Consider the following 21,389-nt stretch of genomic DNA (forward strand, 5'->3'; position numbering starts at 1 on the left):
AAAGCTACTTTCACCTCATGCTACGCCATATTCATACTGCTAAGCCGCATTGGAATTACTTACTGATTCTTCTGTTCATGCTTCTGTTGGCCTGCACACTGGATTCGCAGTTCGAGAAGGGTGGGATGGAAGCGAACCACCAGTACATTTTAGTGATGGGCGTTATCCTAGCCTGTTACTTGCTGCCCAGTCAGGCTAAGCATATTACGTTGGCTGAGAAGCTTGTTCTACCAATAGTGCTGGCTCCCTTTGCCTTCGTGCTGGGGCTCTTATTCTCTGGTGTCCTGCTATACAGCGCCAGCTCCTTAACAGGGAATTCTGGATTTGTTGATTTAGAGGAAGCTCCAACCGACGTGGTATTGCTGGCCGATTTTCTATGGTATGCCTCTACGATTATCGGCTACAAAGTGCTAACTAAAGCCTTTCGTACTCTTTTCTATACAGACCTGCGGGACTAGCTTGCCTTACATCCGCGCTGATTTAGCTGCTGCTACAGCATGAATAGGGCTTTATATTGTGCTTTTCTAGATTGATATTCTTGCTTATGGGAGCAGCGGTAAAATCCTATGTCTTTGACAACTGGTATCCGTCGTTGGAAGAATGCCTGGCGCTTGTATACAAGAAGTATGATAGGAAATTAATGGTGTTCATCAAGCATAATCACTTTGATCCTGACACTGAAGAGGAACTGAACACGGGATTAGCCAGTGACTACGCCTATAGGTTCGTAGATTCAGCTATAGAAGATGTGGATGGATTTGGACGGTATCGGCCAGTTGATTTTTCCAGAATGGAATACGAGGGACAGAAGTATATCTTTTTGTCAACAGGCGCTTCCGAATTGGGTTCGGCAATTATGACCATCCTTGCTGATGTATTAATTGAGCTGGGCGGCCGAGAAACGAAATAACTCATCCTATACCGCCTCCCAAACCCGTGCCGCCACCTCTGGCGTGATGCGCATGGGCCGCATGGTTTTGGGGTCGAGGAGCACCCACTGGGTTTCGGCCTCGCAGAGCAGCTTGCCATCCGCGGCCCGCTCGATGCGCACGTGCCGCTGTGAGGTCACGCCTTCCATTTTTGATACCCAGGTGATGCAGCGCAGCTCGTCGCCGAGCAGGGCGGGAGCGAGGTAGCGGATGTTGTGCTCCCTTACCACCCACACGTAGTTCGGCTGCTCCTCGGCGGGCGTAGCGGCCAGCCAGTGCGCCCCAGCTGTATCCTGCACCCACTGCACGTAGCGCACGTTGTTGGCGTGGTTCAGCGCGTCAATGTCCTCGGGCTGTACCGTGATGAAGTGCGTAAAGCGGAAAGGAGTGGGTGCATCCATAAAGCAGGCAGAATACCAGCCCAAAGCTAACAGGTTTCGCAGGGTGGCCGGAATATAGCTTTATCCACAGTTCGCCAACCGTCGCCAACTGTTGGGTTATCAGTTGTATGTCAGATATTACTGACCACGGATAGCCATTGCCATAAATAATCCGTACCTTTGCAGCCGCATTTGAGAACGGCCACGTTCCGCGCAGCTTGTGAGCTGCCTTTAAAAAAACCTGTTGGGCCGGCTTTGTCTTCCGTCCGTTGCTTCCGTCACTTGTCGTTGTGTAGAGTGGGAGAAGAGCGTCGCTGAATCCGCTGTTTTCAGAGCTATAGTCTCCACTCCATTATCACAGACATGGAACAAGAAAAGGTAAAAATGAAATTCAGCGAGCTGACCCTCTCTGAAGAAATGCAGCGCGCCATTGCTGAAGTTGGGTACGAAGAAGCTTCCCCCATTCAGGAAGCCGCTATTCCCGTGATGCTGCAGGGCCGCGACGTAATCGGGCAGGCCCAGACGGGTACCGGTAAAACCGCCGCCTTCGCCATCCCCGCCATCGAAATGGTTGATACGGAGTCGCGTGAGGTGCAGGCCATTGTGCTCTGCCCCACCCGTGAGCTGGCCGTACAGGTTTCCGGCGAAATCCAGAAGCTGGGCAAGTACAAGCGTGGCTTGGCCGTAGTGCCGATTTACGGCGGTAGCTCCTACGACCGGCAGTTCCGCGCCCTAGAGCGCGGCGTGCAGATCGTGATTGGTACGCCCGGCCGCGTGATGGACCACATCGAGCGGGGCACCCTCAAGCTGGATGCCTGCAAGATGATCATCCTCGACGAAGCCGACGAAATGCTCGACATGGGCTTCCGCGACGACATCGAAACGGTGCTCAAGAAAATGCCTGAGCAGCGCCAGACGGTATTCTTCTCGGCTACCATGAGCAAGCCGATCATGGAGATGACCAAGCGCTACCAGAAGGATCCGCAGATCGTGAAGGTCAACCATCAGGAAATGACGGTGACCAACATCGAGCAGAGCTACTTCGAGGTGCGTGGCCCCCAGAAGAAAGATGTGCTGACGCGTCTGATCGACATGTACAACATCAAGTCGGGCATCGTCTTCGCCAACACGAAGCGCATGGTGGATGAGATTGTGGGCGACTTGCAGGCCAAAGGCTACTTCGCCGAAGGTTTGCACGGCGACATGGGCCAGCAACAGCGCCAGAACACCCTCGACAAATTCCGCAAAGGCACCCTGGAAATCCTCGTAGCCACCGACGTAGCCGCCCGCGGCATCGACGTGGAGAACGTGGAAGTGGTCGTCAACTACGACCTGCCCGCCGACGAGGAATACTACGTGCACCGCATCGGCCGCACGGGCCGCGCCGGCAAAACGGGTAAGGCCTTCACCTTCGTGAGCGGCCGCGACATCTACAAGCTGCGCGACATCATGCGCTTCACCAAAGCCACCATCAAGCAGGAGCGCGTGCCCAGCTTCGAAGATGTGTCGGAGGTGAAAACCACGCTGATGCTGAACTCCATCAAGGAAGTAATTGAAAAGGGTAACCTGGACAAATACATTGCCCGCGTGCAGCGTCTTATCGATCAGGACCAGGAAGATGGTGTTACGTCCCTCGACGTGGCTGCTGCCCTGCTGAAAATGACGATGAAGGAAGACAAGCGCGCCCAGGAAAGCCTCGACGCCAGCCGCACCCAAGGTGCTGCCCGCCCCGGCTTCACGCGCCTCTTCGTTACGATGGGCAAGAAAGACCGTCTGCACCCCCGCGACATCGTGGACCTGATTGCCGAAAACACCAGCCTCACGGCCGGTAAAGTTGGTGATATTGCCCTCTACGACAAGTTCAGCTTCGTGGAAGTGCCCAATGAGTTCGTGGAAGAAGTTATCAGCCAGCTCGGCCGCAGCTCTATCCAGGGCCGGCCGGTAGCCTTCAATATTGCTACGCCCCGCCAGGAAGGTGATGCGCAGCAGGAAGGCGGCAACCGCGGCGGCTTCGGCGGCGGTGAGCGTCCGCGTCGGGGCCCAGGTGGGTTCGGCGGTGGCGACCGTCGTGAAGGCGGTAGCTCCTACGGCGGCAACCGCAGTGGCGGCTCTTATGGGGGCAACCGGGGCGGCAGCTCTTTCGGCGGCGACCGTCGTGAAGGCGGCAGCTCCTACGGTGGCAACCGCGGTGGCGGAAGCTACGGCGGCAACCGGGGCGGTGGCTCCTTCGGCGGTGACCGTCGTGAAGGCGGCAGCTCCTACGGTGGCAACCGCGGTGGCGGAAGCAGCGGTGGCTACAAAGGCAAGCGCGAAGACAACAACTTCGACGAATAGAACCCCGGAACCGAGGATTCTGACCCACAGATTGGCTACGCCAAACTCCGTTTCGTGCGGATTTAGCTGAGCGCACAGATTTCGTGGACGATCCACAATAGACAAAAGGCTCCGTGTTTACGGAGCCTTTTGTGTTTTCCCGCCTGACTGTTGAATGCCTGCGAAACAGAAAAGAGCCGCTCGATGAGCGGCTCTTTTCTTGAATTTTATTGCCCACAGAATCCGCGTAGTCCGAAGAATTCGCACGAAACGAAGTTCGGCGCAGCCAACGCGGGGCTTCGTCTTTCTACTTGGATGAGTCGCGGAGGGTGCGGATTTCGTCGTGGGCAGCCTGCACTCCCTGATATTGCTTTTCTACTACGGTTTTAAGTTGGCCGGGCAGGTCCTGGGCTTTAAGAGCGGTCTGGTAGGCTTTCACTGCATAGTCTTCGCCCCGTTCGCACTCGTTCAGGATGCTCTTGTTGTCTTTGCTGGTTAGGGCCCCTTTCAGGTTGATCCAGGCACGGTGCACCGTACCCGTCACTGAAGACTCTTCGTCGGGCTTCAGGTTCAGCTTAAACATCTGGTCTTCCAGCTCGGTAATAAATTCGGAGCGCTGGGCGGCGTACTTCTTGAAGGTGTCCTTCAGTTGGGTATCCTCTACGTCGGTCATTGCTTCGGCGTAGCCTTTCTGCCCATCTTTCAGGGTTTCAATCAGTTCGTTTACGAGGGCTTGGGTGGCTTTGGCTTCCATGATCTGAGAATAGTTTTGGATGTGGGAAAGAGAAACTACAGCTTCCTTTACTGCCAAAACTTACGCAGGGTTGCGAGCGGTGAGTTGGTGAAAGAGTGAGATAGGGCGCTTGCGGGGTAGGTCATCTCAGTCATGGCGAGCGTAGCAGAGCTATCTGTCCTGAACAAAACCAGCCCCCATCTTTCTACCACTATGTCCTTGATGATGGCGCGAATCAAGAGCTTTTCACTTTTCAGGGACTGGGGCCTTGTCCGGGACGGATAGCTTCGGCTCCGCCTTACAGGGCCAACTCACCACGCCACTATTTCACCAACTCACCCATGGCCCGCCCAGCCAGGTACCCGGTCGTCCAGGCCGCCTGGAAGTTGAAGCCCCCGGTGATGCCGTCGATGTCCAGCACCTCACCGGCGAAGTGTAGGCCCGGCACCACGCGGCTTTCCATGGTTTGCATGTTCACCTCGTCCAGCGTGATGCCCCCGCAGGTCACAAACTCTTCCTTGTAGGTAGTTTTACCGTGCATAGGCAGGGAGGTGCGCAGTAGGCTTTCAATCAGGCGGTTCTGCAGCTTGACGGCTAGTTCGTTCCAGCGCGTTTCTGAGCCAATGCCAGCCTGCTCCGCCAGGGTGCGCCACAGCCGCTGTGGCAGCCCAAAACGCGGATTCGTCAGCACCGTTTTTTTGCCGTGCAGCGCCCGGTATTCCTGCAGGTGCTGGCGCAGAGTTTCTTCCGTAAAATCAGGAATCCAGCTGATGAGAGCCGTGCTTTGGTAATTGAGGTCGTGGAGGCGGCGGGCCCCCCAGGCCGAAAGCTTGAGCACCGCGGGGCCGCTCACACCCCAGTGCGTTACCAGCACCGGACCTTCGTATTCCAGCTTTTCACCCGCAATGCGCACCCGGGCCCGGGGCACACTCACGCCCGGCAGCTCCTGCAGCGGAGAATCGGGCACATTGAAGGTAAAAAGACTAGGTACGGGCTCCTGAATGGTGTGGCCCAGCTGCCGCAGCCAGTCGTACTGCGCGCTTTTGGGCGCGCCGCCGGTGGCAATGAGCAGCCGGGCTACTTTCAATTCCGGCAGCTGCGGGCTGGAAAGCGTGAGTTGGAAACCACCTTCGGGCAGGGGCGCAATCTGCTCGGCGGCCGTGTGCGGGAGAATCTGTACGCCGGCTTTTCGAGCAGCCTCCAGCAGACACTGCGCAATGGTTTCCGACGAGTCGGTAGTGGGGAACATGCGGCCGTCGGCTTCCGTCTTGAGACGCACACCACGGCGCTCAAACCAGCGCACGGTGTCGACGGCCCCGAATTGTTTGAAGGGCTCCTTCAACTGCCGCGCCCCCCGCGGGTAGTGCTGCACGAGTTGGGCAGGTGTGTCGGCGGCGTGCGTCACGTTGCAGCGGCCCCCGCCCGAAATCCGCACTTTGCTCAGCAGCTTACCCGTTTTTTCGAGCAGGTAAACCGTCAGGTGCGGGTTGGCCTCGGCGCAGGCAATAGCCCCGAAAAAGCCTGCCGCGCCCCCGCCCAGCACCGCCACCGTCGAAGAAAAATCATTCACGCCGTAAAGATACGCCGCGCGGTTTCAGATACCTGTTTACAGTTGCCGGACAAGTTCATCTATAAGCTCGGCAACAGGCAACAGGCAACTGGAAACAGGTAACTGGAAACGGGCAACTCAACAAAAGGGCAAGGCCGCCAGCAGGTCGTCGTGCTGAAAGATGTAGCCCGTGAGCTGCCGCAGTTGGGCGCTGTTGATTGTTTTACCCCCGGCTTCTTCGGGTAGAAAGGTAGGTGGCTCCAATCCCAGGGACCGGGCAGCAGCCGGGTAAAACTCGCGGCGCAGCGGATGCTGGGCGGCGCTGGCGTTCAGGGTATAGCCCCAATGTTGCTGCTGCAGAATGGCCAGCAATGCGCCCACGCAGTCGGTGAGGTGAATGAGGTTGACGGGTGCGCTGCCCTGGGCCACCGCCTGACGCCCTGCCAGAAAGCGGCCCGGCGGGCGGCCCGGACCAACGAGGCCTGCCATCCGGACCACGGTAGTGCGTATGCCGGGTAGTTGCGTAAACAGATATTCCGCCTGAAGCAGGGGAGAAGCAGCCTCGGCCGTGGCCAGCGCATCCGCTTCCGTCAGTGGGTGGTTTACATCCGGATATACACCGGTGGAGCTTACGAACAGCACCTGGCGCACCCCGTGTTGCTGCACGGCCGCAGCTACGGGCCAGAGCACATCCAGATACGGAATACCGGAGCTAGCTCGCGGGGGCACGTTCAGGACCAGCGTATCGGCGCCGCGAAGTAGCGCAGTCAGAGCCAGGGCATCAGCGGCAAGCTCCGGCGTGAGTCGCAGGAGCGTCGGCTGAATTCCAGCCGCTGCCAGCGTGGGCAGCTTACCGGGCGAGGTAGTGGAGCCACGCACTGCATAGCCGGCGGCCACCAGGGCCTCCGCCAATGGTAGGCCCAGCCAGCCGCAGCCCAGCACGGCAATGGTAGCCGAAGAAACAGAATCGGTCATGAAGGACAAAGGTGTTCATAAATCTTTCCGGGGCAAGGCAAGCCGCCGAGAATTGGCAAACCATTACCTTGCACCTAACAAGTATGCAAGCATACTACCTATGCCTTCTCCCTACCGCCTGTACGCTGACTTTGCCGTTGACTTTGAAGCCCGCGTGCGGGTGCTTCAGCCGGATGAAGGCGGGCGTCAACTCCCACCCTACAATGGTATCCGCTGGGACTTTCGCTACGCTCAGGACGATTTAAAGGCCATCTATAGGCTGTATCCGGATTTTTTCAACCCTGAAACCGGCGACTCGTGGCCAGCCGGACCCCTGCCAGTAGATGAGTGGCTGCACGCACGGATTAGCATATTCTCCGAGTCTGCGCGGGCCTTTCATCAGTCAAGGATTCGCTCCGGTACCAGCTTTTACTATTGTGAGGGCAGCCGAATTGTAGCCGAAGGCACTGTTACCCGCCTGACGGGTTTGCTTGAGCTCCGGCCACAGCCCTAATCATCGACATTGCATTTCCCACTTCAACCTTCTCACCCTATGTCTGCTACTCAGCCCTACGCCCAGCCCATGCTGCGCGACAACGCCCTGCAGGGCAAAACCATTGTGGTAACCGGCGGCGGTACCGGCCTCGGCCGCGCCATGACCACGTATTTCCTGCAGCTCGGCGCCAACGTCACTATCAGCTCGCGCAAGCTCGATGTGCTGGAAAAAACGGCCGCCGATCTACGGGAGCTAACCGGCAACGCCAATGTGCTGGCCGTGCAGTGCGACGTGCGCAAGTACGACGAAGTGGAAGCCATGCTCCAGCGCACCATTGCAGAGTTCGGGGGCGTGGACGTGCTGCTCAACAACGCGGCCGGCAACTTCATCAGCCCCACGGAGCGCCTCAGCCATAAGGCTTTCGACGTGATTGTGGACATTGTGCTGAAAGGCTCCTACAACTGCACGCTGGCCTTTGGGAAGCGCTGGATTGCTGATAAGAAGCCCGGCACCATTCTCAACATCGTTACTACGTACGCCTCCGTGGGCTCGGCCTTTGTGGTGCCCTCGGCCGCCGCCAAGGCCGGCGTACTAGCCATGACGCGGTCCTTGGCCGTGGAGTGGGCCAAGTACGGCATCCGCTCCAACGCCATTGCCCCCGGCCCGTTCCCCACGGAAGGCGCCTGGAGCCGACTGTTTCCCGAGCCGCTGGCATCTAAGCTCGACCCCGCTGCCAACGTCCCCCTCAAGCGCGTGGGCAACCACCAGGAACTGGCCAATCTGGCCGCCTACATGGTGTCGGACTTTGCCGCTTACATGAACGGCGAAGTGGTAACCCTGGACGGGGGCGAGTGGCTGAACGGTGCCGGCGAATTCAACAAGCTCGAGCTTCTCACTTCCGATATGTGGGACATGATTGAGAAAACCATGCGCCGATAACCACGGATTGGCTACGCCGAACTTTGTTTCGCGTGGATTTATCGGATTCCACGGATTTTGTAGCTGGCGCGAATATGCCTGGCTTGAAAAACAAAAAGGGCTTGCCGGAAGGCAAGCCCTTTTTAATCGTCCACAAAATCCGCGTAATCCGATAAATCCACGCGAAACAAAGTTCGGCGTAGCCAATCCGTGGTTTAGATCTTATACCCTTTGTAGCCTTTCTGGAACTCGGCGGGGGCAATGGGCTGGTTGGCGACGACGTCGGAAAACTCGAACTTCTCGAACAAGCCTTTGTCGTCGTGCACCTGCACCAGCGTGGGCAGGAACGTGGCCTGGTCCACGCACACAATGGTGCGGCGGCCGTAGGAGTTGGGCACCTGCACGGCCTTGCCAGCTGGTACGGTGGCCCCGTGCGAGAGGCTGTTGCGTTCCAGAATACGGTACTCGCCGCAGCCAAACTTGTCGGCAATCTGGGCTACGGTTTCGGCCTTGGCGGGCTTGTAAGTGATATAGCGGAACTGCGGAAAATCGGAGCGTAGGATGTAGCCGGGGCGGCCGGCCACGGTGGTGTCGCCGGCGTAGCGGAAGCTCCGCTCGAAGCTGTGGTCGGTGCGCTGGGCCGAGCCGTGCAGCAAATCGGCAATGGTGCCGAAACCGGCCTGGAATACGCTGTGGTGCTGGTTGCGGCGCATCAGCGTGCCGTTGGGGTCGAGGCTGACGGTGACGTAGGGGAAGCTGTTGGGGTATACATAGGCCTCGTTGTCGTTCTGGCCCGCCACGTAGAGCACCTCCACGCCTTTCTGGTTGCGCAAGTACAGCCGCAGCGGACTGTAGGCTATCTTCATCTGGGTGCGGGCCTGCTGATACGTCCCGTCGATGCGCTCCTGGGCCTTCACCGTGCAGCGCAGGGTTTTGAGGTGGTCGATGGAGTAGCTGAGCCGGGAAACCAGCACGGCAGTCGTCATTTTCTCGGCGGGGGCAGCACCCAGCGCAATTCCCAGTAAGGCGAAACCCGCCGTAAATCGAAGCAAAGGAGAAATCATAGAGAAGGTAGACAACGTACGACGGCGCGGCCTTGCATAAATCGGGCCGGACCAAGGGCCGGCCGGTTAGTTCAGGCTGATGCGCGGAAAGCGCGAGGCCGTGCTGTCAAATAAAAACAATTCGTCGATTTCCACGCCCCGGAAAAAGCGGTACAGTGGCAACTGCTCCACCACCAGCCGGATGGCCTCACTGGAAGCACCGTTCATGGTAATCCAGCCGCGGGAGCGGTCGGCGCTGATGGCGTACACTTCCACGGCGCCTTCTTCCATCAGCTGGTTGACGAAGGAACGGTGAGCAGGAATAAGCGCCATAAACGCTTCATCGAAATACTCGGGAAGGCGCACGGTTACGACGAATCTGGCCATAGAAAAGCGGACTGCTATGGCCGGGTAACGCCGGAAAGAAACGGAAGGTTAGGTGCCAGTGGCACGGTCAACAACTTTTTTAAGCTTTTTGCGAAAGAGAGGCCATGCATTTTACTGTTATTACTCCCACACACAACCGCGAGCAGTTCTTGCCCGAAGCCGTTGCCAGCGTGCAGGCCACCGTCACGGCTCCGCTCGACATTTCCTTCGACCACCTCATCTGCGAAAATGCCTGCACCGACGGCACGCAAGCCTGGCTGACGGCTCATCCGCAGGATCGACTTCGCCACCAGAGCAGCGCCACCAAGCTGCTGCCCGGCCCGGCCCGCAACCTGCTGATTCGCACCACCGCGCCCGAAACCTGGCTGGTTCCCCTCGACGACGACGACCTGCTGCTGCAGCGCGCCATCTACCACTATGCCGCCCAGATTCAGACCCACCCCGGCCGCCCGTGGCTGGTAGCCGATTTTCTGCGCGTGGATGAAGAGCGGCGCTACCTACCCTCCGAAGACTACTACGCCTGGCAGTTTGATTCGCCCACCGATATGCTACGCGCCATTTTCCGGGCCGAGCACTTCATTCAAGGCAACGTTTGCTACTCGCGCCAGCTGTTTGATGAAGTAGGCGGCTACGATGAGGAGCTGCGCATGGCCGAGGACCTGGACTTGTACGTGCGCTTTCTGCTGGCCGGGCACCTACCCGTCATCTGCCCGCACCTCAGCCACCTGCACCGCTTTCACCGCGCCAACGTGAGCATCGGGGTGGACGCCGCCAAGCACGGCGCCGACCTGCAGGTCATTTATGATAAGTACGCTGATCAACTGCAGAAGCTGGGCATTGAGCGGCCGTAAAGACCACAGATTCGCGCGGATTAGTCGGATTGTACGGATTTCGTGGACGACTCTTCCTAAACAAAAAGCCCCGCACCGTGCGAGGCTTTTTTGTTGTTCATTTACTCATAAGCCCTGCCTGCGCCCTCCACGAAATCCGGCTAATCTGCGCACATCCGTGGTTCCGTCGTCCTGGTTTTCTACAGGTAATACTGCAGATTTTCCTTGGTGATGATATCGAGTGGCAGGTACTTCACTGGCTTCACGTCCTTCTTGAAGATGAGTAGATCGGCTAGTGCGTACACGCCCCGGTAGCCTTGTTCCTTGGGGTTCTGGTTGATGAGAAAATCGATGATGCCTTCGTTGAGGAAGTGAATGTTCCGCTCCAGCAGGTCGTACCCGATCAGGCGGACGTCTTCGCGCTGGTTGGCCTGCAGATACGGGGCGATTTCAAAGGCCTTGGACGTACTCACGAAAATACCTTTAAGCTGACTTTGCTCCTCATCCAGCAACCGGTTCAGCTGCCGGGCAAACGAGGGGTCGGCCGGTTGGGGCAAGTCGATGCTGAGAACCTTGTAGGCATTTTTGGGCCGCTCCTGGTGTAGGCCGTCCGGCTCCGGGGGCAGCTGTGCGAAGTAGTCCCGGAACCCCCGCTCTTTCTGCGTGATGTGCACGGAGTTGGCAATGTCCTCGGCAATGTGGGCAATAAGAAACGTGCCCGGCTGCGTTTGCCCGAACTGAGCCAGCTTGCCGGCCAGAAACCCGCTTTGGTACGAATCCTGCCCGATGTAGCTGAGCGACTGCAACTCGGCAATGTAGGTGTTGAACAGCACGTAGGGAATGCCCTGCGCGTGCCACTGCGTAAAAAACGTCAGCGACTCGCGGTAAAACAGCGGGGCAATAAGAATTCCATCGGGTCGGGCCTCGGTAGCGGCTTCGGCCTGCTCCCGGAAGGAGTCGACCTCGGTGAGGCTGTAGGGATATACGGTAATATCCAGCCCATACTGCTTGAGTTCCTTGCCCGCCTTGCGGATGCCGTTCCAGGGCGCGTCCCAGTAGGGGTCGAGCGTATGGTCGGGCTGCAGCACTGCCAGCTGGTACGTATTGTTGGAGCCAAGGGTGCGCGCAATCAGGTTGGGCTCATACTCCAGCTCTTCCATCATCAGCAGCACTTTCTGCCGCACCTCCTCCGCTACCCGGCCCCGATTGTGCAGGACCCGGTCCACGGTTCCCACCGAGACATTGGCTCTGGCCGCTATGTCCTTGATGCGCACCACGTTTTTCTTCATAACCGGACTTTACTCGTTCTTAAACTTTTCAAAGATACCATGCGGGCCGTACCCGTGCGGTCTTTATGACGGAGGGGCAGGTGCCGGACGGTGCGGACTTCTCTGCTCAGACAGAAAAACCAGGCTAATCTTACCACAGATACGCCAGGAGCCAGCGGATAATCAGTTTCCGGAGAACAAAGCCCGGATTTTAGCATTGCCTGGGTACGGACCGAGTATCTATGATGAAGCTTTCATCCTATTGGCCTTCCATAAGGACAAGTTACATCATGTTATTGTATTTATAATGCGTGTGCGCAAACACATGAAAAAAATGTGTGCGTGTGCGCGCACATTTTTTTCATAAAACGTTTGCATTGCCGATTTAACTTGTTTACGTTTGAGACATACCAGCTAAATCTAATAAGTAAAATCATATTCACTTTGCTAAGGTCGGTACTGCCGGCTGCTGCGAGGGTGTTCGGGGAATTCTGTGTCTTCCTACTCGTGCAATATCTCTTTAGTTCAAGTATATCGGTGAATGCTCTAGTTCCTGATTAAGCGTTCCTGCTCGTTTCGTCCTTAAGGTTCTGTCCACCTCCAACCTCGAAAAGCCCGCTATGGAAGTCCTTGATTACCCCGAAACCACTTTCGAAAAACTGCCTGTAACCATCTTCGAAGCTGCTGCCGAGGGCGCGGTACGCGTGGCCCGCGAAATTGCGGAGCTCATTCGCGGCAAGCAGCAGGGCGAGCAAGCCGTTCTCGGACTGGCTACCGGCTCGTCGCCCATCGGCGTGTACCAGGAGCTGATTCGCCTGCACCGTGAAGAAGGGCTGAGCTTTCGCAACGTCGTGACGTTCAACCTCGACGAATACTATCCCATGGAGCCCGACGAGCTGCAGAGCTACGTCTACTTCATGCACGAGCAGCTATTCAATCATATCGACATTCTGCCCGAAAACGTCCATATCCCGGATGGCACGCTGCCTATTGACAAGGTAAAGGAGTACTGCCAGCACTACGAAAAGCAGATTGAGGAGTGCGGCGGGCTGGATATGCAGTTGCTGGGTATCGGCCGCACCGGCCACATCGGCTTCAACGAGCCCGGCTCGTCCATCAACTCTATTACCCGGTTGGTAAAGCTCGACCCGCTGACAATTACAGATGCCGCCAAGGACTTTATCAAAGAAGAATTTGTACCGCTGCGGGCCCTCACCATGGGCGTGGGCACCATTATGAAAGCCCGCAAAATTATTTTGCTGGCCTGGGGTGAGGGCAAAGCCAAAATCCTGAAAGAAATGGTAGAAGGCCGGGTTTCGGACGAGGTGCCGGCCTCCTTTCTACAACTGCACCCGCAGGTAGCTGTAGTGGTAGACCAGTGGGCCGCTATGGAGCTGACGCGCGTGAAAACGCCCTGGCTCGTAGGCATGTGCGCCTGGGACGAGAGCCTGATTCGGCGGGCCGTTATCTGGCTGAGCTTGCGCACGCGCAAGCCCATCCTCAAGCTGACCGACGAAGACTACAAAGACGGGAGCCTGAGCGACCTGCTTGTGGAAGCCGGCAGCGCCTACAACCTGAATCTGCGGGTGTTCAATACCATTCAGCGTACCATTACGGGCTGGCCGGGGGGTAAACCCAACTCCAACGATACCCAGCGGCCCGAACGCGCCCTGCCGGCCATCAAGCGCGCCCTGATTTTCAGTCCCCACCCCGACGACGACGTTATTTCGATGGGAGGGACCCTGCTACGGCTGGTAGATCAGGGCCACGATGTGCACGTGGCCTACCAGACCTCCGGCAACATTGCCGTGTTCGACGACGATGCCCGCCGCTTTGCCGATTTCGCGCTGGACTTTGCCGAGAAGATGAACGTGGGCGTGGCCGAAACGCGGCGGGAACACGTGGAGGTAGTGGAGTTTCTGCGGCACAAAAAGCTGGGCGAAGAAGACAGCCCGCTGGTACAGGACATCAAAGCGCTGATTCGCAAGGGTGAAGCGGCGGCCGCCTGCCGGTTTTGCGGCGTGAAGGAGCAGAACGTGCACTTCATGAATATGCCATTCTACGAAACCGGCCAGGTGAAAAAGAAGCCCCTAGGCGAGGCCGATATTCAGGCGGTAGTAGAGATTCTGCAGGAAATTCAGCCCCATCAAATCTTCGCGGCCGGCGACCTGCGCGACCCGCACGGCACGCACCGGGTGTGCCTGGACGCCATTTTTGCGGCATTAGCCCGCCTGAAAGGCCAGGAAGCCTGGGTAGATGACTGCCACCTGTGGCTGTACCGCGGGGCCTGGCAGGAGTGGGATGTAGAGGAAATTGAAATGGCCGTGCCCATCAGCCCGGAAGAACTGATGCGCAAGCGCAAAGCCATCTTCAAGCACCAGTCACAGAAAGACAGCGCCGTATTTCCCGGCAACGACAAGCGCGAGTTCTGGCAGCGCTCCGAGGACCGCAACCATACCACCGCCCAGCTCTACGACCAGCTGGGCCTGGCCGAGTACGAAGCCATGGAAGCCTTTGTGCGCTACCGGTTTTAAGTCCGCCGCGCGGGCCAGCAAGGTCAAGGGCTTGCTGGTAAGCATCTGATAACAAATTAGATAAGAAAAATTAGCTGCTGCTCTGCGAGCGGCCCTAGCTTGTATTGCCCAGCCGAACCCTTCAGCTCCTGATTCTCATGCAACAAGACCAACGAAGCGTCGTGCCGCCGCTAGCCATTATAGGGGCGCTGTTTTTTATCTTCGGCTTCATCACCTGGCTCAACGGTACGCTGATTCCGTTTCTGAAGCTGGCCTGTGAACTAACTTACGCGCAGGCCCTGCTGGTTACCTTCGCCTTCTACATTGCCTACGTCTTTCTGGCCCTTCCCTCGGCGCTTATTCTGCAAAAAACCGGCTTCCGGAACGGCATGGCGCTGGGGCTGGTGGTAATGGCGGCCGGTGCCTTGGTGTTTGTGCCGGCGGCACAGGCGCGTTCGTATAACCTCTTTCTAGTTGGGCTATTCGTGCAGGGTGCCGGGCTGGCGTTGCTGCAAACTGCCTCCAACCCCTACGCCAGCATCCTGGGGCCCCTGGAAAGTGCGGCCCGGCGCATCAGCATTATGGGGATTTGCAGCAAAATTGCCGGTGCGCTGAGCCCGGTGATAATTGGGGCTGTGGTGCTGAAAGGGGCTACGGCGCTGGAAAACCAGCTGGCCGCTACCTCCTCGCCCGCCGCCAAAGAGGCCCTGCTCCAGGAACTGGCCAACCGGGTAATCGTACCATACCTGAGCATGGCGGCGGCGCTGGTCGTCCTGGCCGTGCTGATTCGGCTGTCGCGCCTGCCCGAAATCAATTTGCAGCCCGAGGAAACAACTGTCAGCTCCAAAGAGCCGGGCCAAAGCATCTGGCAGTTTCCGCACCTGCTGCTGGGAGTGCTGGCCATTTTCTGTTGCGTAGGCGTGGAAGTTATTGCCGGCGACACCATTACGCAGTACGGGCGTGCGCAGGGCATCAGCCTGGATGTAGCTCGCAACTTTACTTCGCTCACCCTGATAGCCATGCTGGTAGGGTACTTCATTGGCGTAGCGCTTATTCCGCGCTGGCTTAACCAGCAGGCAGCCCTCAGCCTTTGTGCCCTGCTGGGCGTAGTGTTCACGCTCGGTATTGTATTTACGCACGGCTACACGTCGGTACTGCTGGTGGCCTTGCTGGGCTTGGCTAACTCGCTTATGTGGCCGGCTATTTTCCCCTTGGGCATCAAAGGCCTGGGGGCACTGACGGAGCGCGGCTCGGCGCTGCTGATTATGGGTATTGGGGGAGGAGCTGTGCTGCCTTATTGCTACGGTAAGCTCAGCGAGGTGCTGGGGCTGCAGCAGGCCTACCTTATCCTGATTCCGTGCTACTGCTACATCCTGTTCTTTGGGCTGAAAGGCCACAGCTACCAACCCAGAAGATCGAAACGCGTGGCTTACGCGGTAAGCTAGACGACTGCCAAAGGTCTTAGCGCTAATGATAGCAAATGCCTAGCTGTCATCATGAGAAATTGCTATTATCAATAAGAAGAAGCGGGCAAAAATGCGGGAATCCTCCAGAGAGGGTCTGCTTATGCCAGAGTGGTACTATTTGTGAAATAAATTTTTGCGTGTGCGGGCACGTCTGTGAGAAAAAATGCGTGTGCGCACACATTTTTTTCATCATCACTTGCTTCGTGTGTTACAGAACGTTAAGTTTGGATTAATAGAATTATCCGCTGTTCAAAAAGTCTTATTTGTTATTTCATTATAGCTACTACTCTTCTTCCTATCCTTCGGCATATCCTATAATAGCACCTGAGCACGAAACAGCCTTCCCAGGCTCTTCGGATAGTAACCTTTCCAGTGTCGCGCCACCTTTGAGTAGAGTCCTGAACACCTAGGCCCTACTATACAATTTCCCATTTCATACTTCCCTTTCAGGTTGCGGACGCCGTTTTGCGGCGTGCCGGGCTTGGTATAATCACGGCTTCAACTGGGACGTTTCTCAGGCTGAAAAGCTAGTTGCAGCGCTATAGCAGGCATTGTTCGGATGTGCTGTAAGCGTAATGCAGCGGTTGCCGATGAGTATATTCAAAATCTGGTAGAATGGGCTAACCAGTTGCTAATGCTGGTTGGGCGTGTGTCTGAAATGCTGAATCATCATTGTTCTCTCACTTTTTCCTCACCAAACCCCATTGAAGGCTATGCAAAAATTTACTTGGCTTACTTTTTTGCTGCTACTGAGCTTGCATGGCTTGGGATACGCGCAAACCACTACGGTGACCGGTAAGGTGACCGACGCGAAGGGCGGCGCTCTGCCCGGCGTAACCGTGCTGGCCCGGGGCACAGGCCAAGGCACCAGTACCAACGCATCCGGCGTTTATCTGCTAACCGTGCCCGATACCACGTCGCTGGTTTTCTCCTCTATTGGCTACGACCCGCAAACCGTTGCGGTGCGCGGCCGGACTACCATCGATGTGACCCTGAGCGAAAACGTGCAGGCCCTAGGCGAGGTAGTAGTAACGGCGCTGAACGTGGCCCGGGAGCGGAAAACGCTCGGCTACTCCGTCACGGAAATTCAGGGTAACTCGCTGACGCAGGCCCGGGAAACCAACGTAACCAACTCACTGGTGGGCAAAGTAGCCGGCCTGAACGTCAACTCAACCTCCGGCGGCGCAGGCTCGTCCAGCAACGTTATTATCCGGGGCGTATCCAGCCTGAGCCAGACCAACCAGCCCCTGTACGTTATCAATGGCATACCTGTGGAAAGCCAGCCCAGCTCGGCCAACACCGGCAGCCGCTGGGACAACTCCCCCGACCTGGGCGACGCCATTTCCAACATCAACCCCGACGATATCGAATCCATTTCGGTGCTGAAAGGCGCTGCCGCTTCGGCCCTGTACGGCTACCGTGCCAAGGCTGGGGTTATCCTTATCACCACCAAAAGCGCCAAAGGCAACGATGGGGTGGAGTATAACAGTAACTACGTAATCGAGAAGATCTATAATCTCACCGACTGGCAGTACGTGTATGGCCAGGGAGACAATAACCGCATACAAACGACCATGAAGGGAGTTTTGGATGCGGGTATATACAGTTGGGGTAGTAAGCTCAATGGTGACAGTATCGCTTTACAGTTCGATGGAGAAGAACGCGCTTACGTGGCACAGAAAAATAACTTACAGAACTTTTATCGGACGGGTAGCAGCTGGACAAATACGCTCGCCTTTAATAAGAGCTTCACAGGTGGCTCGGTACGGTTATCAGCTAGTAACCTGACTAACAAAGCCGTGATACCTAATTCTGGCTTGAATCGTCAAACATTCAATCTGGCGGGTACATTTGAGCCAATTAAGCGCTTGGCTATTGATGCACGCGCCACTTATATTCTGGAGCAAGCACAAAACCGAGCTATTCTGGCCGATGGAGCAGGTAATGCCAACTTCAACGTGTTATTTTTACCTACTAGCGTGGATGTGCGCACGCTGAAGCCACGCGTAAAGTCAAATGGAAATGAGTTAAATTACGAGACACAAGGCTATAATACGAATCCTTACTTCGCTGCTTATGACTTTATAAACGACACTAAGCGAGAAAGACTACTTTCTTCGGTGAATGCCCGTTATACGTTCGATAATGGCCTATTCCTGCAAGGTAGAGCTGGGCGCGACGGCTACACCGACCGCTTTACCAGTGTGACGCCTTCGGGTACTACGTATCGGCTCGAGGGGAGCATTATGGAGTTAACCACACAGTTTTCTGACCTCAATACCGATGGGTTAGTGGGTAAAAACTTTGAGATAGGCTCAGACTTCACTGTTGCTCCCAATCTTGGGGCCAGCTACCGCCGGACGAAGTCAGAAGCCTTCCAGAACAACGGTACCAATTTCGCCGTGTTCGGCGTCAACAGCCTCAATAATGCTAAAAACAGGTCGAGTCAGACCTTCCCCAGCGACCAGGAAATTCAGTCCGTCTATGGTTCCTTAGATTTATCTTATAAGGAATACCTGTTTCTGACTACAACCTTGCGCCGCGACTGGTTCTCGACGCTTGCTGGACCAATTCCAACGGACGACCTGGGTATTACTTACCCCGGCGTGAGTGGCTCTTTCGTATTCTCCGAGTTGTGGCGCCCTGAGTTTCTAACTTTCGGTAAGCTGCGGGCAGGCTATTCCCGTGTAGGACAGGCTACTATCCCCTACCAGACGCAGCTAAATTATGCGTTTCTGCCAAATGTTATCAATGGAAATCCGTTGGCTACTATCGCCAACGTAAACGTGCCGAACAGTGGTTTACAACCTTCCAGTGCTACTGAGTTTGAAATCGGCACAGAGCTGGCTCTGGCCCAGAACCGTGTGCGTCTGGATCTGACCTTCTATAAGAAAAATTCCGATAAGGAAATTGTCTTTACTCCAGCCTCTATCACCTCGGGTTATCAAGGAGCCGTGTTGAATGCTGGAAAAATGGAAAATAAAGGTGTGGAAGCATTGCTGACTGTACTGCCGGTAAAAACGGCGGTCTTCACCTGGACTTCCTCTCTCAACGCGGCTTACAATAAAAACACAGTATTGTCATTGGCTGCCGGTCAGGAGCAATCCGTTTACGCTACCTCTCGCTCTAACGTAGGCTTTGTGGGCCAGATTGTAAATAAGCCCTCTGGTCAGATACTGGCTTACGATTATAAGTATGATACTGACGGTAGTATTGCGACGACTCCCAATGGGTTGCCTGCCCGCGGCGACCTAAAAGCTTATGGTACCGCTTTTCATCCGCTGACTGGCGGCTGGAGCAACGACTTCACCTTCAAAGGATTGAATTTCGGAGTGTTAGTTGACGGCAAATTCGGCGGCAAAATATTCTCGGCTACCGACTACTACGGCACAGTCTTCGGGTTGCATAAGAAGACTTTGGAGAACCGTGAAGAGTCTTATGGCACTGATGGTAAAGTAACAAGCCGCGAGTATTATGGAACGCTGGCTAATAACGTCTCCAAGCAGTTCGTGCAGGATGCCGACTTTATCAAGTTGCGGCAGGTAACGCTGGGCTATTCCTTTCCCACCAAGCTGCTGGGTACCAAAGTGCAGCGTCTCACCCTGAGTTTGGTGGCCCGCAACATAGCCATTCTGATGCGCAAAACCGACAACATTGACCCCGAGAGCAGCTACAACGCCTTCACGCAGGGGCTGGAGCTGGGCGGTATTCCGCCGGTGAGAACGTTCGGCCTGAACCTGAACGCCAAATTCTAAGGATTTCCCCCTGGTTTATTTCAACCTGTCCGTCATGAAAAGCACTTTCGCTAAATACTCTGCCCTCAGCTTCGTTGCCCTGCTGCTGGCCACCAGTTGTACCGACGACTTCGAAGACATCAACACCAACCCCTCCACCTACAGCCAGGCCAACTTCAACCCCAACTACTTGCTCACCACCTCGCAACTGGGCTACACTGGTAGCACTGATTTTGCCTACGACACCTGGCGGGCCAACCTGATTTATTCTTCCACGCTGGTACAGGGCCTCTCCACGGTAGTTGGCTACTGGGCGGGTGATAAGTACTTGCTCAACGAAGACTACACCGCTGCCTACTGGGGCGGCACTACGGTAGGTGCCTACGTAGAGCAAGTGAAGCCCATTACCGACCTAGTAGAGTCGACCCGCGGCAAGGACAAGTACAAGAACCTGCACCAAGTAGGGCGCATCATGCGCGCCCTCATCATGGAGCGTATCACCGACCTCTACGGCGACGTGCCTTATACCGAGGCCGGTATGGGCTACTACAAAGGCATTATCACGCCCAAGTACGACAAGCAGCAGGATATTTATAATGACCTGCTGAAGGAAGTGGAAGAAGCCACCCTCGCCCTAGACCCTGGCGCCGATGTGCCCTCGGGTGACGTGTTCTACAAAGGCAACATCGCGCAATGGCAACGCCTAGGCAACACGCTACTGCTGCGCATGGCCATGCGTCTGACCAAGGTAGACCCCGAGAAAGCCAAAGCCTACGCCTCCAAAGTGCAGAACAAAACCATGCAGAGCAACGACGATAACGCCTACGTGGTGCATGATGTGGGCGGTGCCCGTGTGACGCAGAATCGCAACAGCCAGGTGCTGCTGGGCGATGGCGGCCAGGAATTTTATTACGTGAAGTGGTCGAAAACCTTTATCGATCAGCTGCAGAGCACCAACGACCCGCGCCTGTCCAAAGTAGCCGTGACGCAGCTCTATCTCGCCGACGACAACAAAACTCCGAACTCAGCCCCCGTTTCTACCGCGTCAGTACAGAAGGGGATGCCTAACGGCAAGGACCTGAGCGGCCGTCCGGCCTACGACGTATCGGCCGACCCCACCTTCACGAAATTTACGGACTACTCTTCGCCTAGCCTCGGCATGATCAAGCGAGACGGCCCGACGTTTGTGCTGACGTATGCGGAGTCGGAACTGCTGCTGGCCGAAGCCGCCCAGCGCTGGGGCCTGGGCAGTGCCGCTGAGCACTACAATGCCGGCGTAACGGCCGCCATTACCTATCTCTCGCAGTACGACGCTTCCCTGACTGTGGCCCCGGCCGACGCCGCTGCCTTCCTCGCGGCCAATCCTTACGAGGCCGGCAAAGGGTTGGAAATGATTAATACGCAATACTGGGTACACACCAATACCATGCTCGACTTCTATGAGTCGTGGGCCAACTGGCGCCGCAGCGGCTACCCCGAGCTGACGCCGGTAGTGTACCCCAACAATGCTACCAACGGCCAGATTCCGCGCCGCTTCCCGTACCCAACTACCGAAATTTCGAGCAACCCTGATAACTATAAGGCGGCCAGCTCCGCAGTAACGGGTGGCGACAACCTGATCGGCCGCGTGTGGTGGGATAAGTAACCGTTCTGCTTTCTGAGCTATGCAGGCAAGCAGCGTTCCTGCTGCAACAGGGGCGCTGCTTGGCGCTGCGGCTGAGTGACCGTAGCTTCCTGCGCAGAACAAAGATTTTCATGCTGGGCGCAGTCGGGGTTTCCTGGCTGGCAGTAAGGTAAGGGGTACTCATTCCGCAAAATGGGGATTTTGCGGAGGCTGGCGTGGGAAACGCTACCCGGCTGTGCTCGGCATGATAAC

The 21,389-nt window shown here is 56.5% G+C and carries 17 protein-coding genes; 10 read left to right on the plus strand and 7 right to left on the minus strand.

Annotation, left to right across the window (positions count from 1 at the left end):
* Window positions 1-17 precede the first annotated feature (17 nt).
* Together LRS06_RS19095 and LRS06_RS19100 are read left to right on the plus strand one after the other, a co-directional pair.
* On the plus strand, window positions 18-458 hold the full coding sequence (locus tag LRS06_RS19095) for a hypothetical protein (protein WP_257872966.1): 441 nt from the start codon (window positions 18-20) through the stop codon (window positions 456-458).
* A gap of 86 nt (window positions 459-544) precedes the next feature.
* Window positions 545-910 carry a hypothetical protein gene (locus LRS06_RS19100; RefSeq protein ID WP_257872967.1) on the plus strand — a complete coding sequence of 122 codons (366 nt, stop codon included), beginning with the start codon at window positions 545-547 and terminating at the stop codon, window positions 908-910.
* A 6-nt stretch (window positions 911-916) separates the two neighbouring features.
* Here the strand turns inward: LRS06_RS19100 and LRS06_RS19105 are convergent, their stop codons facing one another.
* The gene (locus tag LRS06_RS19105; RefSeq protein WP_257872968.1) at window positions 917-1,330 is read right to left on the minus strand and encodes a thioesterase family protein; all 414 of its coding nucleotides are present in this window, start codon (window positions 1,328-1,330) and stop codon (window positions 917-919) included.
* Window positions 1,331-1,672: 342 nt separating this feature from the next.
* Here LRS06_RS19105 and LRS06_RS19110 point away from each other — a divergent pair, with 342 nt between their 5' ends.
* The gene (locus LRS06_RS19110) at window positions 1,673-3,643 is read left to right on the plus strand and encodes a DEAD/DEAH box helicase (protein ID WP_257872969.1); all 1,971 of its coding nucleotides are present in this window, start codon (window positions 1,673-1,675) and stop codon (window positions 3,641-3,643) included.
* A gap of 286 nt (window positions 3,644-3,929) precedes the next feature.
* Here the strand turns inward: LRS06_RS19110 and LRS06_RS19115 are convergent, their stop codons facing one another.
* The 3 genes from LRS06_RS19115 to LRS06_RS19125 all read right to left on the minus strand — a co-directional run bounded on the left by LRS06_RS19115 (window position 3,930) and on the right by LRS06_RS19125 (window position 6,879).
* Window positions 3,930-4,376, minus strand: coding sequence for a PA2169 family four-helix-bundle protein (locus tag LRS06_RS19115; protein ID WP_257872970.1), 447 nt, complete (start codon window positions 4,374-4,376; stop codon window positions 3,930-3,932).
* Between the two features lie 301 nt (window positions 4,377-4,677).
* Window positions 4,678-5,925 (minus strand): NAD(P)/FAD-dependent oxidoreductase, encoded by a 1,248-nt coding sequence (locus LRS06_RS19120; RefSeq protein ID WP_257872971.1) that lies wholly within the window; start codon window positions 5,923-5,925, stop codon window positions 4,678-4,680.
* 117 nt (window positions 5,926-6,042) lie between these two features.
* Entirely contained in the window at window positions 6,043-6,879 is an 837-nt protein-coding gene (locus LRS06_RS19125; protein WP_257872972.1) for an NAD(P)H-binding protein, read from the minus strand.
* Between the two features lie 100 nt (window positions 6,880-6,979).
* Here LRS06_RS19125 and LRS06_RS19130 point away from each other — a divergent pair, with 100 nt between their 5' ends.
* The gene (locus tag LRS06_RS19130) at window positions 6,980-7,372 is read left to right on the plus strand and encodes a hypothetical protein (RefSeq protein ID WP_257872973.1); all 393 of its coding nucleotides are present in this window, start codon (window positions 6,980-6,982) and stop codon (window positions 7,370-7,372) included.
* A gap of 39 nt (window positions 7,373-7,411) precedes the next feature.
* Window positions 7,412-8,293, plus strand: coding sequence for an SDR family oxidoreductase (locus LRS06_RS19135; protein ID WP_257872974.1), 882 nt, complete (start codon window positions 7,412-7,414; stop codon window positions 8,291-8,293).
* 194 nt (window positions 8,294-8,487) lie between these two features.
* On the opposite strand, the gene LRS06_RS19140 is transcribed toward LRS06_RS19135, so the two are convergent.
* Both LRS06_RS19140 and LRS06_RS19145 read right to left on the minus strand, forming a co-directional pair.
* Entirely contained in the window at window positions 8,488-9,336 is an 849-nt protein-coding gene (locus LRS06_RS19140) for a DUF1571 domain-containing protein (RefSeq protein ID WP_257872975.1), read from the minus strand.
* Window positions 9,337-9,402: 66 nt separating this feature from the next.
* On the minus strand, window positions 9,403-9,702 hold the full coding sequence (locus LRS06_RS19145; RefSeq protein ID WP_257872976.1) for a hypothetical protein: 300 nt from the start codon (window positions 9,700-9,702) through the stop codon (window positions 9,403-9,405).
* Between the two features lie 104 nt (window positions 9,703-9,806).
* Between LRS06_RS19145 and LRS06_RS19150 the strand changes: the two genes are divergently transcribed.
* On the plus strand, window positions 9,807-10,553 hold the full coding sequence (locus LRS06_RS19150; RefSeq protein WP_257872977.1) for a glycosyltransferase family 2 protein: 747 nt from the start codon (window positions 9,807-9,809) through the stop codon (window positions 10,551-10,553).
* A 179-nt stretch (window positions 10,554-10,732) separates the two neighbouring features.
* On the opposite strand, the gene LRS06_RS19155 is transcribed toward LRS06_RS19150, so the two are convergent.
* A complete protein-coding gene (locus tag LRS06_RS19155; RefSeq protein ID WP_257872978.1) occupies window positions 10,733-11,821 on the minus strand; it encodes a substrate-binding domain-containing protein in 1,089 nt (362 codons plus the stop codon).
* A 599-nt stretch (window positions 11,822-12,420) separates the two neighbouring features.
* Here LRS06_RS19155 and nagB point away from each other — a divergent pair.
* The 4 genes from nagB to LRS06_RS19175 all read left to right on the plus strand — a co-directional run bounded on the left by nagB (window position 12,421) and on the right by LRS06_RS19175 (window position 21,158).
* Entirely contained in the window at window positions 12,421-14,334 is a 1,914-nt protein-coding gene (nagB, locus tag LRS06_RS19160) for a glucosamine-6-phosphate deaminase (RefSeq protein ID WP_257872979.1), read from the plus strand.
* A gap of 137 nt (window positions 14,335-14,471) precedes the next feature.
* Window positions 14,472-15,758: a sugar MFS transporter gene (locus LRS06_RS19165; protein WP_257872980.1), complete on the plus strand. Its 1,287-nt coding sequence runs from the start codon at window positions 14,472-14,474 to the stop codon at window positions 15,756-15,758.
* Between the two features lie 734 nt (window positions 15,759-16,492).
* Window positions 16,493-19,534, plus strand: a complete 3,042-nt coding sequence (locus LRS06_RS19170; protein ID WP_257872981.1) for a SusC/RagA family TonB-linked outer membrane protein — start codon at window positions 16,493-16,495, stop codon at window positions 19,532-19,534.
* Between the two features lie 34 nt (window positions 19,535-19,568).
* On the plus strand, window positions 19,569-21,158 hold the full coding sequence (locus LRS06_RS19175; RefSeq protein WP_257872982.1) for a SusD/RagB family nutrient-binding outer membrane lipoprotein: 1,590 nt from the start codon (window positions 19,569-19,571) through the stop codon (window positions 21,156-21,158).
* Window positions 21,159-21,389: the final 231 nt, after the last annotated feature.

The sequence above is a fragment of the Hymenobacter sp. J193 genome, from assembly GCF_024700075.1.
Lineage (GTDB): Bacteria > Bacteroidota > Bacteroidia > Cytophagales > Hymenobacteraceae > Hymenobacter.